Origin of the sequence: Rhodovulum sp. ES.010 (assembly GCF_900142935.1) — a bacterium.
GTDB lineage: Bacteria > Pseudomonadota > Alphaproteobacteria > Rhodobacterales > Rhodobacteraceae > Rhodovulum.
Map to the genome: position 1 here is coordinate 463,387 of NZ_FSRS01000001.1, position 12,538 is coordinate 475,924.

The window sequence follows — 12,538 nt, forward strand, 5'->3', positions numbered from 1 at the left end:
CCTTCCCGCGGGCCCGCAGGCGTCGGGTCCCTCAGAGGTCGGGCCCGGCCTCCAGCCAGCGCTCCAGCCAGTGGATGTTGTAGTCGCCCTTCTGGATGTCGGGCTCCAGGAGCAGCGCACGGAACAGCGGCGCGGTGGTGTCGATCCCGTCGACGATCAACTCGCCCAGCGCCCGGTCGAGCCGGGCCAGCGCCTCGCCCCGGTCGCGGCCATGCACGATCAGCTTGCCGATCAGGCTGTCGTAATAGGGCGGGATCGAATAGCCGTCGTAGAGCGCCGAATCCATCCGCACGCCCAGCCCCCCCGGCGCGTGATAGGCGGTGATCTTGCCGGGGCAGGGAGAAAAGTCGGGAAGCCGCTCGGCGTTGATCCGCACCTCGACCGCGTGGCCGTTCAGGTGCAATTCGTCTTGGTCGAAGGACAGCGGCCGGCCCTCGGCCACCCGGATCTGTTCGCGCACGAGGTCGACGCCGAAAATCGCCTCGGTCACGGGATGTTCCACCTGCAGGCGGGTGTTCATCTCGATGAAGTAGAACTCGCCGTCCTCGTAGAGGAACTCGATCGTGCCGGCGCCGGAATAATTGATCCGCGCCACGGCGTCGGCGCAGATCTTGCCGATTCGCGCCCGCGTCGCGGCGTCGATCGCCGGGCCCGGCGCCTCTTCCAGCACCTTCTGGTGGCGGCGCTGCAGCGAGCAGTCCCGCTCGCCCAGATGTACCGCGCGGCCCTGGCCGTCGCCGAAGACCTGGATCTCGATATGCCGCGGTTTTTGCAGGTATTTCTCGATATAGACCTCGTCATTGCCGAAGGCCGCCTTGGCCTCCGACCGCGCGGTCTGGAAGGCGCGTTCCAGGTCGTCCGCCGTCTTGGCCAGCTTCATGCCGCGCCCGCCGCCTCCCGCGGTGGCCTTGACGATGACCGGGTAGCCCATCTCGTCGGCCAGCGTTCGCGCGGTTTCCAGATCGGGCACGCCGCCTTCCGAGCCGGGCACGCAGGGCACGCCAAGCGCCTTCATGGTTTCCTTGGCAGTGATCTTGTCGCCCATCATGCGGATATGTTCCGCCGACGGCCCGATGAATGTCAGGCCGTGATCCTCGACGATCTGCACGAAGCGGGCGTTTTCCGACAGGAACCCGTAGCCCGGGTGGATCGCCTGCGCGCCGGTGATCTCGCAGGCCGAGATGATCGACGGGATCGACAGGTAGCTGTCGGTGCCCGGCGGCGGGCCGATGCAGACGCTTTCGTCGGCCATCCGCACATGCATCGCGTTGGCGTCCGCGGTTGAATGGACGGCGACCGAGTGGATGCCCATCTCGCGGCAGGCGCGGATCACGCGCAGCGCGATTTCCCCGCGGTTGGCGATGAGGATCTTGTCGAACATGCGCCCGCCTTATTCGATGATCAGGAGGGGCGCCCCGAACTCGACCGGGGCGCCGTCCTCGACGAGGATTCGCTTGACCGTTCCGGCGCGCGGGGCGGGGATGTGGTTCATCGTCTTCATCGCCTCGACGATCAGCAGCGTCTGGCCCTCGGTCACGGTGCTGCCGACACCGACGAAGGGGTCGGCGCCGGGCTCGGGCTGGAGGTAGGCCGTGCCGACCATGGGCGACGTCACCGCCCCGGGATGCAGGGCGGGGTCGTCCTCGGCCGGCGCCTCGGCTGTCGGGGCAGGGGCCTGCGGTGCGGGCGCGGCGGCCGGCATCGGTGCCGCCGGTGCGGCGACGGGGGCCGGCGTGGCGCGCGAGACCCGCACGTCCATCGAGTCGTCTTCCCCGTATTCCCGCTTGACCTGCAATTCGGTCAGGTCGTGCTCGCGCAGCATCTCCGCCAGCGCCTGGATGAAGGCGACGTCTGCCTCGTGGGTCGTCTTGGTCATGCCTGTCCTCGATCGGTGCCGGATGGGCCCTCGGGCGCCCCCTGTCGTGAATTGGGCCGCTTATACGCGAGCCGAAACCCCATGGAAAGCGGGTGCGGCGGTTTTTGCCAGCGCATGCGGAAACGGCACGCCGCACAATACGAGGGCAGGGTATGGCCCGGGACTCGCGCATATTCGGTACCGGCTGCGGCCCCGGAATTTACCTTTTGATAAAATTTGCGGTTGTGGCAGGCTGTTGCGAACGGAGAAGGCAGCAGGGAGGGCCGGAATGGCCAACACGCCACTCACCCCCGGGGTCGTACCCGGGCGCCTCGGGGCCGAGGCCTATCGCGACAATTTCGCCGACAAGGCGCCGCCCCTCACCGGGCACGAGGCCGCGGTGGCCGCCGACCGCTGCTATTTCTGCCATGACGCGCCCTGCGTCGCCGCTTGCCCGACCGAGATCGACATCCCGCTCTTCATCCGCGAGATCGCGACCGGAACGCCCACCGCGGCCGCCCGCACGATTTTCGACCAGAACATCCTGGGCGGGATGTGCGCCCGCGTCTGCCCGACCGAACAGCTTTGCGAGGAGGCCTGCGTGCGCGAGGTGGCCGAGGGCAAGCCGGTCGAGATCGGCCGGCTGCAGCGTTATGCGACGGACACGCTGATGGGTGAAAACGCCCATCCCTTCACCCGTGCGGCCCCCACCGGCAGGCGCGTCGCCGTGGTTGGCGCCGGGCCGGCCGGGTTGGCCTGCGCGCACCGGCTCGCGATGAAGGGGCACGAGATCGACCTGTTCGACGCGCGGCCCAAGCCCGGCGGGCTCAACGAATACGGAATCGCCGCCTACAAGACCGTCGACGGCTACGCCCAGGCCGAGGTGGACTGGCTAATGGGCATCGGCGGCATCACGTTGCACAACGGCAGGGCGGTGGGGCGCGATATCCACCTCGACGGGCTGCGGGCGGAGTATGACGCGGTGTTCCTGGCCATCGGCCTTGGCGGCGTGAACGCGCTCCGCGCCGAGGGTGAGGACAAGTCCCATGTCCACGACGCGGTCGATTTCATCGCCCAGCTCCGGCAGGCCGAGGACCTGTCGACACTGCCCGTGGGGCGCAACGTCGTGGTGATCGGCGGCGGGATGACGGCGGTCGATGCCGCGGTTCAGTCCAAGCTCCTGGGCGCGGAAAACGTCACCATGGTCTACCGCCGCGGACGCGAGGCGATGGGCGCCTCGGAAGAGGAACAGCATCTTGCCAGTTCCAAGGGCGTGCGCATCGTCACCGGCGCGGCGCCGGTGCGGATCTTGGGCGACGGCGCGGTCGAGGCCGTGGAATTCGCCTACACGCGCGAGATCGAGGCGGGCCTGGAACTCTCGGACGAGACCTTCCGGCTGAAGGCCGACCAGGTGTTCAAGGCTATCGGACAGAGCCTTGAGGGCGCGCCCGAGGGGGTGGCGTTGTCGGGCCGCAAGATCGCCGTGACCGGGCCGGGCCGCACCAGCCTGAAGGGTGTCTGGGCCGGGGGCGACTGCGCCCAGGGCGGCGACGACCTGACCGTGACGGCGGTGGCCGAGGGCCGAGACGCCGCCGAGGACATCCATGCAACCCTGATGGCGGAGGGCTGAGCCATGGCCGACCTGAGAAACGATTTCGTGGGCATCAAGTCCCCCAACCCGTTCTGGCTGGCCTCGGCGCCGCCGACCGACAAGGAATACAATGTCCGCCGCGCTTTCGAGGCGGGCTGGGGCGGCGTCGTGTGGAAGACCCTGGGCGAGGACGGCCCGCCCGTGGTCAACGTCAACGGCCCGCGCTACGGCGTGGTCTACGGCGCCGATCGCCGTGTGCTGGGGCTCAACAATATCGAGTTGATCACCGACCGCCCGCTGGAGGTGAACCTGCGCGAAATCAAGCAGGTGAAACGCGACTACCCCGACCGGGCGATGGTCGTGTCGCTCATGGTGCCCTGCACCGAGGAGGCCTGGAAGGCGATCCTCAAGCGCGTCGAGGAGACCGGCGCCGACGGGGTGGAGCTGAACTTCGGCTGCCCCCACGGCATGAGCGAGCGCGGCATGGGCTCCGCCGTCGGGCAGGTGCCCGAGTATATCGAGATGGTCACCCGCTGGTGCAAGGCGAACACGCGGATGCCGGTGATCGTCAAGCTGACGCCCAACATCACCGATATCCGCCTGGCCAGCCGCGCGGCGCACAAGGGCGGCGCGGACGCGGTCAGTCTCATCAACACGGTCAACTCGATCACCGCGGTCGATCTGGACCAGATGTGCCCGGAGCCCACGATCGACGGCAAGGGCACCCATGGCGGGTATTGCGGGCCCGCGGTGAAACCCATCGCGCTGAACATGGTGGCCGAGATCGCGCGCGACCCGGAGACCCGCGGTCTGCCGATTTCGGGCATCGGGGGTGTGACCACCTGGAAAGACGCGGCCGAGTTCATGGCGCTGGGGGCGGGCAACGTCCAGGTCTGCACGGCGGCGATGACCTACGGGTTCAAGATCGTGCAGGAGATGATCTCGGGGCTCTCGGGCTGGATGGATCGCAAGGGATTCTCAACCCTGTCCGACTTTACCGGCATGGCCGTGCCGAACGTAACGGACTGGCAATATCTGAACCTTAACTATGTGACCAAGGCGCGCATCGACCAGGAGGCGTGCATCAAATGCGGGCGTTGCTATGCGGCGTGCGAGGATACCAGCCACCAGGCGATCGAGATGACGCCCGAGCGGCAATTCGTGGTGAAGGACGAGGAATGTGTGGCCTGCAACCTGTGCGTCAATGTCTGCCCGGTCGAGGGCTGCATCACGATGGAACGGCTCGCCCCCGGCGCGGTCGATCCGCGCACGGGCGAACAGGTTCCCGCGGAGTACGGGAACTGGACGATGCATCCCAACAATCCGGGCGCCTGCGCCGCGGAGTGAGGTCTCAGACCTCGATATCGAGTGCGCGGGCCGGCGGTTCTTCCGGCGGCGCGCCGCTGTTGCGCCAAAGCACGTTCGCCTCGCTCTGGCGCCGCTCGGCCTCGAGCTGCAGCGGCGTGGTGTCGAAGGCGGGCGGCGGGCCGGCCGGACGATCCGGGTCGGGCTGCGGAAAGGCCGGCCGATACGGGGTCTGTCCGCGTTCGCCGGTCTCGCTCCGGGTCTGGCCGGCCGATGCGCCGTTCGACACCGCCGCGATGGGCGCCGCCGGGGCCGCGGGCGCGAGGGCCTGGCTGCCGCTGTCCTGATATCCGACCACCGGGATCGGGCCGATGATCTGCATGGTTCCCTAGCTCCAATACGAGCCCCCACCAGTCATTCATTATGCGTTAAGAGCGCGGTTTCGGGAAGTGGTCACCCAAGGAAATCGGCGGCTATGGTTAACGCGCATCCTCCGGCGCAAGGAGGCGGCCGAACAACGTCGCGAGATGCCGTTCGGCCCCTTCGTAGGGGTCGGGCGTCCCGGGGCCTAGAACGGCGCGCACCTGCACCTCGAAATCGGCATAGTGCTGGGTCAGGGCCCAGATCGAGAAGATGAGGTGATAGGGATCGACCTCCGCGATGCGCCCCTCCGCGGCCCAGCCCGCGATCACCGCCGCCTTCTCGTCGACCAGCGTCTTCAACGCGCCCTCCAGCGTCACTCCGATCCGCGGCGCGCCTTGCAGGATCTCGTTCGCGAAAAGCCGGCTTTCACGGGGATAGTCCCGGCTCATCAACAGCTTGCGCCGCACGTAGCCGAGGATTTCGGGGACAGGTTCGCCCGCGGCGTCGAGCGCCTTCAAAGGTGCGAGCCAGGTCTCCAGCAGGCCCGAGAGAAGGGTCTCGTGGATCGCCTCCTTAGACGGGAAGTAGTAGAGCAGGTTGGGCTTCGACAGGCCCGCTTCGGTCGCGATCCGGTCGAGCGTGGCGCCACGGAAACCGTGCTGCGAGAACACCTCGAGCGCCGCCTCGAGGATCGCGCGGCGGTTGCGGCGCTGGATGCGGGTGCGGGCCTGCTCGGGGCTCATCTGCGTCAAGGACTCGTTCGAATGCGTATCTTATTCTATGCAAGACATCGTGCCGGCGAACCGTCGGTCCGGCCGGGGCGCAGCGCGCGGGGGGCTTCTTGACTGCGCCCAAGCCTCTGCTAGCGTGATCCTGACCGCCCGGTCAAACGGTTTGGCCGCCGCGATGCGGCCCCTGACGGAGAACCCCCATGGCACTCGACCGCAATGCCGGCCCCAACGATTTTTCCGCCTTCTGGATGCCGTTCACCGCGAACCGCCAGTTCAAGAAGGCGCCGCGGATGTTCGTGGGCGCGAGCGGAATGTATTACAAGACCGCCGACGGCCGCGAGGTGCTGGACGGCACCGCCGGGCTGTGGTGCTGCAACGCGGGCCATTGCCGGCCGAAGATCACGCAAGCGATTCAGGCCCAGGCGGCCGAACTCGACTACGCCCCCGCCTTCCAGATGGGCCACCCCAAGGCGTTCGAACTGGCCAGCGCGCTGCGCGACATGGCGCCCGAGGGGATGGAGCACGTGTTCTTCACCAATTCCGGGTCCGAGTCGGTGGAGACCGCGCTGAAGATCGCCATTGCCTATCACCGTGCGCGGGGCGAGGGGCAGCGGACGCGCTTGATCGGGCGTGAGCGCGGCTATCACGGGGTGAATTTCGGCGGCATCTCGGTCGGCGGCATCGTCAACAACCGCAAGGTCTTCGGCTCGCTCCTGACCGGGGTCGACCACCTGCCGCACACGCATATCCCCGAAAACGCCTTCACCCGCGGCCAACCCGAGCATGGCGCGCACCTGGCGGACGAGTTGGAACGGATCGTGGCGCTGCACGGGGCCGAGACCATCGCCGCGGTTATCGTGGAACCGATGGCGGGCTCGACCGGCGTGCTGCTGCCGCCCAAGGGCTACCTGGAGCGGCTGCGCGAGATCACCGCGAAGCACGGCATCCTGCTGATCTTCGACGAGGTCATCACCGGCTTCGGCCGGCTGGGCTCGGCCTTTGCCGCCGATCATTTCGGCGTGCTGCCCGACATGATGACCACCGCCAAGGGCCTGACCAACGGGGTCATTCCGATGGGCGCGGTGCTGACCACGCCGGCGATCCACGACGCCTTCATGCAGGGTCCCGAGCATCTGATCGAGCTGTTCCACGGCTACACCTATTCCGGCAACCCGATCGCGTCCGCCGCTGGGCTCGCAACGCTCCAGACCTATCGCGAGGAGGGCCTGTTCGAGAACGCGGCCAGCCTCGCCCCCTACTGGGAGGACGCGCTGCACAGCCTCAAGGGGCTGCCCCACGTCATCGACATCCGCAACATGGGGCTGATCGGCGCGGTGGAACTGGAGCCGATGGCGGGCGAGCCGACGAAACGCGCCTTCACGGCGTTCCTGAACGCCTACGAAAAGGGCCTGCTGATCCGAACCACCGGCGACATCATCGCGCTGTCGCCACCGCTGATGATCGACAAGGCGCAGATCGACGAACTTTTCGGCAAGCTCGGCGACGTGCTGAAGGCGCTCGACTGAGACGCGGGACCCGCCCCGCGGTGCGGGGCGGGCGCCCGGCCGTCAGGCCCCGCAGGCGTAGCCGAAGGTGGCCCGGTTGGCCTCGACCCCGCTGACCGACAGGGCGCAGCCCCCGCCGGCATCGGCGGAGTCTCCCACGGCGATGGTGGTTGTCTCGAGCCCGTTCAGGGCAATGCGGGCGCGGCCCGCCTCGGCGTCGACCCGCGCCAGAAAGACCCGCACCGCGCCGTCGCCGAAGAGGGCGGTCTCGCCGACCGCGACGGTCGTGCCATCGCCGGTGGCGGCCGGGGCGGCCGCGCTGTCCGTTGCCGCCTCGCCCGTGTCCTCGGGCGCGCCGCAGGCCGCGCTCAGCGCCGCCTGACCGCCGCCGACCGCGTCCAGCGTCACCGCGCAGTCCTGGCCGTCGGCCGCAACGGTCATGCTGTCGCCGACCGCGAGGTCCTGCATCGTGCCGTTGACCGAGACGCGCGCGCGCTGGCCCTCGGTGTCGATCCGCGAGACGAAGGCGCGCACCGCGCCGTCGGCCAGGATCGCCGTGCCGCCCACGGCGGTGCCGCCGTCGGGCGCGGCGGTTTCAGCCTCGGCGTCGGGGGCCGCGGCCTCGAACGCGGGCTCCGGCACGGCTGCGGCCATCTCGGGGCTTGCCGCGGTGCCGGCGCCTTCCGACGCTGTGCCGATGCCGCTGACCGTTTTCGCCAGACGGCTGCCGAGTGCCGCGCTCTCGGCCAGAGCCTCGGCCTGGGCATCGGCCCGCGCCGAAACGGCGGCCAGTTCCGCCTCAAGCCCCTCGACCTGCTCCGTCAGCCCCGCGATGCGTTGTTCGAGCGCGGTCTCTTCCGACCCGCTCCGCTGCTGCATGACCAGCAGCGCGAAAGCCGCAACGACGACCGCGCCGCCGATCCATATCGTCTTTCCTTCCATCATTCGTCCTCCCTGATTGGCGTTCCGACTGCCTGCCCGATCCCGCCTCGGAGGTGTGGTTCGCGCCGGGTCTGTGCCCGGGTTGACCGAACTCTAACCGCTACCGCCGCGAATCGCGCATTTTTTTCTTTTGCATGCCCGCGCCGCTTGAAACCGTTGCGGGGGGACGCAAAAGTGATCGCGTCGCCGGCCCGGACCGGCGGGAACAGGCCCGGCACGAGGCCGTAACAGGTGAGGTCGACGCGCATGACAGCCCCCGGCGAGAATCTGAAGATCGATGGCGAGCGGCTCTGGGACAGCCTCATGGAAATGGCCAGGATCGGCCCCGGCGTCGCGGGCGGCAACAACCGCCAGACGCTGACCGATGCCGACGCCGAGGGCCGCGCGCTGTTCCAGCGGTGGTGCGAAGCGGCGGGCTGCACGATGGGCGTCGACGAGATCGGCACGATGTTCGCCCGGCGCGAGGGCACCGACCCCGACGCGCTGCCGGTCTATGTGGGCTCGCACCTCGATACCCAGCCGACGGGCGGCAAGTATGACGGGGTGCTGGGCGTCCTCGGCGCGCTGGAGATCGTGCGCACGCTGAACGACCTCGGCATCAGGACGAAACACCCCATCGTGGTCACGAACTGGACCAACGAGGAGGGCACGCGCTTTGCCCCCGCGATGCTGGCCTCGGGCGTCTTCGCGGGCGTGCATGAACAGGGCTGGGCCTATGGGCGCCAGGACGCCGAGGGGAAGAGCTTCGGCGACGAGTTGGAGCGGATCGGCTGGAAGGGCGACGAGCAGGTCGGCGCCCGCAAGATGCACGCCTTCTTCGAGTTGCATATCGAACAGGGCCCGATCCTGGAGGCCGAGGGCAAGGAGATCGGCGTCGTCACCCACGGCCAGGGGCTCAGCTGGACGCAGGTCACGATCACCGGCAAGGAGAGCCATACCGGCTCCACCCCGATGCCGATGCGCAAGAACGCAGGGCTCGGCATGGCGCGGGTCCTGGACCTGGTCGACGAGATCGCCTGGTCGCACAAGCCCGATGCGGTGGGCGCGGCGGGCCATATCGACATCTCACCCAACTCGCGCAACGTGATCCCCGGCAAGGCGGTCTTCACCGTCGATTTCCGCTCGCCCGACCTCGCCGTGATCGAGGACATGGAACAGCGCCTGCGCGAGGGGGCGCAGAAGATCTGTGACGAGATGGGCTTGCAGGTCGAGTTCGAGAAGGTCGGCGGCTTCGACCCGGTGGAATTCGACCCGGCCTGCGTGAAAGCCATCCGCGACGCGGCCGAGCGGCTGGGCTATTCCCACAGGGACCTGATCTCAGGCGCGGGCCACGACGCCTGCTGGATCAACCGCGTGGCCCCCACCGCGATGGTGATGTGCCCCTGCGTCGACGGGCTCAGCCATAACGAGGCCGAGGAAATCTCGCCCGAATGGGCCACCGCCGGCGCGAACGTCCTGTTCCACGCGGTGGTGGAAACGGCGGGGATCGTGGAGTGATGAGGCCCCACGCCCCCCGGCAACCGTGGCGTCCCCCGGCGCCTCTTGCGACCGCGTGCCGGGGTCCGGCGCGGGGGCGGGGCCGGGTGCCGGCGATGGAGCGGGGGGCGTGATGCGGCGATCCCGTCTTGCCGGGAAGCTGGCCGCGAGGGGCCGGCGCCGCCTCGATACCTGGAAGCTCGCTCGCGAGATGCGGGTGCTGTCCGGCCCGAACCATGTCACGCTGGCCGAGAACGAGGTCGCGCTGGTGATGCTGGGCCGGAACGTCGCCTATTACCTTCGGGACTTCTACGACTACCACATGGCGCTTGGCGTCCGGCATTTTCTTTACATCGATAACGGGTCCGAAGACGGGTCTGCCGAAATCGCGGCCGCGCTGCCCGACACCACGGTCGTGTCGACCGGGGCCGACTTCGCCACCCGGGAAAGCATGATGCGCCGGACCGCGATGCAGCGCTTTCTCAGCGGCGGCTGGCGGCTGGCCCTCGATTCCGACGAGATCCTCGACTACCCGGGCCGCGAGACGCTCTCCCTTCCGGAGTTGGCGCGGCGCATGGACCGGGCGGGTTATACCGGGCTGGTGGGCCAGATGCTCGAATGCGTCTCCGACGCGCCGCTTTCCTCGGTGCAGGACGCGCCGTTCTCGGAGGTGCGCCGGACCCATACGCTGTGTAGCGTCGAAGACATCACCGCCGTGCCCTACCATTCTGACGCGATCCGTCTGGGCTACCACCTCAGGCAGAACAGGCTGACCTCGGACGCGGTCCAGGTGCTGTTCGGCGGGCTGCGGCGCACCCTCTTCGGCGAGGAGTGCTGCCTGACCAAACACCCGTTCTTCAAGCCGTCAGCCGGGGTGGTTCCGATGGTGCATCCGCATGTCACCACCGGGCTGACCATCGCGCCGGCCAGCGTCCTGATCCGCCACTACAAATTCGCCGGCGGCGTGCTGCAGCGGGAGCGGGACTATATCTCGAAGGGGGCGGTCGCGGGGGGCGAGGTTCTGCTGCGCGCGTCGCGGCTGGAGACCGCGCCGGAGATGACGCTGACGGTGCCCGGGATGCTCGACGCCCCCGGTATCGAGGAGCTTTTCGAAAAGGATTTCCTGGCGATGACCGCGGCGGGCCGGCCGCTCTTTGCGGCATGATGCCGGCCAACCGAGAAAGGAGCGTGGAAGGGAACACGTCAAAGCGGAGCGGAAAGAGAATGCATCGGCGATGCAGAATTGAAGCCCGAGAATGCGCAACAGGGAGCGAAGAATGACCACTCTCATCAAGAACGGCACCATCGTCACCGCCGATTTGACCTACAAGGCCGATGTCCTGGTCGAGGGCGGCAAGATCATCGAGATCGGGCCGGACCTGAGCGGCGACGAAACCCTCGACGCCACCGGCTGTTACGTCATGCCCGGGGGCATCGACCCCCATACGCATCTGGAGATGCCCTTCATGGGCACCTATTCCAGCGACGATTTCGAATCCGGCACCCGCGCCGCACTTTCGGGCGGGACCACGATGGTCGTCGATTTCGCGCTGCCCAACCCGGACGGGCAGGGGCTGCTCGATGCGCTGCAGATGTGGGACAACAAGTCCACCCGCGCCCATTGCGACTATTCCTATCACATGGCGATCACCTGGTGGGGCGAGCAGGTCTTCGACGAGATGCAGACCGTCGTGCAGGACCGGGGCATCACCACCTTCAAACATTTCATGGCCTACAAGGGCGCGCTGATGGTGAACGACGACGAGATGTATGCCTCGTTCAAGCGCTGTTCCGAGCTTGGCGCGATCCCGCTGGTCCATGCCGAGAACGGCGACGTGGTGGCGGAACTTCAGCGCAAGTTGTTGGAAGAGGGCAATAACGGCCCCGAGGCGCATGCCTATTCGCGGCCGCCGGAGGTCGAGGGCGAGGCGACCAACCGCGCGATCATGATCGCCGACATGGCCGGCGTGCCGCTTTACGTCGTCCATGTCTCCTGCGAGGAGGCGCATGAGGCGATCCGGCGCGCACGGATGCTGGGCAAGCGGGTCTGGGGCGAGCCGCTGATCCAGCACCTGACGCTGGACGACAGCGAGTATGCGCACCCCGACTGGGACCATGCGGCCCGCCGGGTTATGTCGCCGCCCTTCCGCAACCAGCGCCACCAGGACAGCCTGTGGAACGGGTTGGCGAGCGGGTCGCTGTCGGTCGTCGCGACCGATCATTGCGCCTTCACCACCGAGCAGAAACGCTATGGCGTCGGCGATTTCACCAAGATCCCGAACGGCACCGGCGGGCTGGAGGACCGTTTGCCGATGCTCTGGACCTATGGCGTGGGCACCGGGCGGTTGACGCCGAACGAGTTCGTGGCCGTTACATCAACGAACATCGCCAAGATCCTGAATTGCTATCCGAAAAAGGGCGCTGTGCTGGTGGGCGCCGATGCCGACCTTGTGGTCTGGGACCCCGAAAAGGAAAAGACCATTACCGCGGCCAGCCAGCAATCTGCCATCGATTACAACGTGTTCGAGGGCAAGAAGGTCAAGGGTCTGCCGCGCTTCACGCTGACGCGCGGGCTTGTGGCGGTGAATGACGGCGCCTTCGTCGGGCAGGAGGGGCATGGCGCCTTCGTCAAGCGCGACCCCGACGGGCCGGTCAACAAGGCGCTGTCGTCGTGGAAGGAACTGACCGCCCCGCGCAAGGTGGAACGGTCGGGCATCCCGGCGAGCGGCGTGTGAGGCAAGGACCATCCCGGCGCCCGCGGGCAGGGCGC

Annotated in this window: 11 protein-coding genes; 6 read left to right on the top strand and 5 right to left on the bottom strand. The window is 68.0% G+C overall.

Annotation, left to right across the window (positions count from 1 at the left end; translation table 11 throughout):
• Positions 1-31: 31 nt before the first annotated feature.
• The gene (accC, locus tag BUR28_RS02355; protein WP_074218656.1) at positions 32-1,381 is read right to left on the bottom strand and encodes an acetyl-CoA carboxylase biotin carboxylase subunit; all 1,350 of its coding nucleotides are present in this window, start codon (positions 1,379-1,381) and stop codon (positions 32-34) included.
• Between the two features lie 9 nt (positions 1,382-1,390).
• Positions 1,391-1,876: an acetyl-CoA carboxylase biotin carboxyl carrier protein gene (gene accB, locus BUR28_RS02360; protein ID WP_074218657.1), complete on the bottom strand. Its 486-nt coding sequence runs from the start codon at positions 1,874-1,876 to the stop codon at positions 1,391-1,393.
• Between the two features lie 268 nt (positions 1,877-2,144).
• Between accB and BUR28_RS02365 the strand changes: the two genes are divergently transcribed.
• Positions 2,145-3,485, top strand: a complete 1,341-nt coding sequence (locus tag BUR28_RS02365; protein WP_074218658.1) for an NAD(P)-dependent oxidoreductase — start codon at positions 2,145-2,147, stop codon at positions 3,483-3,485.
• Between the two features lie 3 nt (positions 3,486-3,488).
• Positions 3,489-4,793 (top strand): NAD-dependent dihydropyrimidine dehydrogenase subunit PreA, encoded by a 1,305-nt coding sequence (gene preA / locus BUR28_RS02370; protein ID WP_074218659.1) that lies wholly within the window; start codon positions 3,489-3,491, stop codon positions 4,791-4,793.
• A gap of 4 nt (positions 4,794-4,797) precedes the next feature.
• On the opposite strand, the gene BUR28_RS02375 is transcribed toward preA, so the two are convergent.
• Positions 4,798-5,133: a hypothetical protein gene (locus tag BUR28_RS02375; RefSeq protein WP_074218660.1), complete on the bottom strand. Its 336-nt coding sequence runs from the start codon at positions 5,131-5,133 to the stop codon at positions 4,798-4,800.
• Positions 5,134-5,230: 97 nt separating this feature from the next.
• Positions 5,231-5,857 (bottom strand): TetR family transcriptional regulator C-terminal domain-containing protein, encoded by a 627-nt coding sequence (locus BUR28_RS02380; protein ID WP_074218661.1) that lies wholly within the window; start codon positions 5,855-5,857, stop codon positions 5,231-5,233.
• Positions 5,858-6,045: 188 nt separating this feature from the next.
• Between BUR28_RS02380 and BUR28_RS02385 the strand changes: the two genes are divergently transcribed.
• On the top strand, positions 6,046-7,371 hold the full coding sequence (locus BUR28_RS02385) for an omega-aminotransferase AptA (RefSeq protein ID WP_074218662.1): 1,326 nt from the start codon (positions 6,046-6,048) through the stop codon (positions 7,369-7,371).
• Positions 7,372-7,413: 42 nt separating this feature from the next.
• Here the strand turns inward: BUR28_RS02385 and BUR28_RS02390 are convergent, their stop codons facing one another.
• Positions 7,414-8,292 carry a hypothetical protein gene (locus BUR28_RS02390; RefSeq protein WP_074218663.1) on the bottom strand — a complete coding sequence of 293 codons (879 nt, stop codon included), beginning with the start codon at positions 8,290-8,292 and terminating at the stop codon, positions 7,414-7,416.
• Positions 8,293-8,538: 246 nt separating this feature from the next.
• On the opposite strand from BUR28_RS02390, the gene BUR28_RS02395 reads away from it, so the two are divergent.
• The 3 genes from BUR28_RS02395 to hydA all read left to right on the top strand — a co-directional run bounded on the left by BUR28_RS02395 (position 8,539) and on the right by hydA (position 12,503).
• Entirely contained in the window at positions 8,539-9,789 is a 1,251-nt protein-coding gene (locus BUR28_RS02395; protein ID WP_074218664.1) for a Zn-dependent hydrolase, read from the top strand.
• Between the two features lie 112 nt (positions 9,790-9,901).
• Positions 9,902-10,933, top strand: coding sequence for a glycosyltransferase family 2 protein (locus BUR28_RS02400; RefSeq protein WP_074218665.1), 1,032 nt, complete (start codon positions 9,902-9,904; stop codon positions 10,931-10,933).
• A gap of 112 nt (positions 10,934-11,045) precedes the next feature.
• Positions 11,046-12,503, top strand: coding sequence for a dihydropyrimidinase (gene hydA, locus BUR28_RS02405; RefSeq protein ID WP_074218666.1), 1,458 nt, complete (start codon positions 11,046-11,048; stop codon positions 12,501-12,503).
• The last annotated feature ends 35 nt before the right edge of the window (positions 12,504-12,538 follow it).

What these genes read in the sequence shown, in the direction of transcription:
- accC (WP_074218656.1), bottom strand. Translation starts at nt 1,381, where the DNA reads ATGTTCGACAAGATCCTCATCGCCAACCGCGGGGAAATCGCGCTGCGC.
- accB (WP_074218657.1), bottom strand. Translation starts at nt 1,876, where the DNA reads ATGACCAAGACGACCCACGAGGCAGACGTCGCCTTCATCCAGGCGCTG.
- BUR28_RS02365 (WP_074218658.1), top strand. Translation starts at nt 2,145, where the DNA reads ATGGCCAACACGCCACTCACCCCCGGGGTCGTACCCGGGCGCCTCGGG.
- preA (WP_074218659.1), top strand. Translation starts at nt 3,489, where the DNA reads ATGGCCGACCTGAGAAACGATTTCGTGGGCATCAAGTCCCCCAACCCG.
- BUR28_RS02375 (WP_074218660.1), bottom strand. Translation starts at nt 5,133, where the DNA reads ATGCAGATCATCGGCCCGATCCCGGTGGTCGGATATCAGGACAGCGGC.
- BUR28_RS02380 (WP_074218661.1), bottom strand. Translation starts at nt 5,857, where the DNA reads ATGAGCCCCGAGCAGGCCCGCACCCGCATCCAGCGCCGCAACCGCCGC.
- BUR28_RS02385 (WP_074218662.1), top strand. Translation starts at nt 6,046, where the DNA reads ATGGCACTCGACCGCAATGCCGGCCCCAACGATTTTTCCGCCTTCTGG.
- BUR28_RS02390 (WP_074218663.1), bottom strand. Translation starts at nt 8,292, where the DNA reads ATGGAAGGAAAGACGATATGGATCGGCGGCGCGGTCGTCGTTGCGGCT.
- BUR28_RS02395 (WP_074218664.1), top strand. Translation starts at nt 8,539, where the DNA reads ATGACAGCCCCCGGCGAGAATCTGAAGATCGATGGCGAGCGGCTCTGG.
- BUR28_RS02400 (WP_074218665.1), top strand. Translation starts at nt 9,902, where the DNA reads ATGCGGCGATCCCGTCTTGCCGGGAAGCTGGCCGCGAGGGGCCGGCGC.
- hydA (WP_074218666.1), top strand. Translation starts at nt 11,046, where the DNA reads ATGACCACTCTCATCAAGAACGGCACCATCGTCACCGCCGATTTGACC.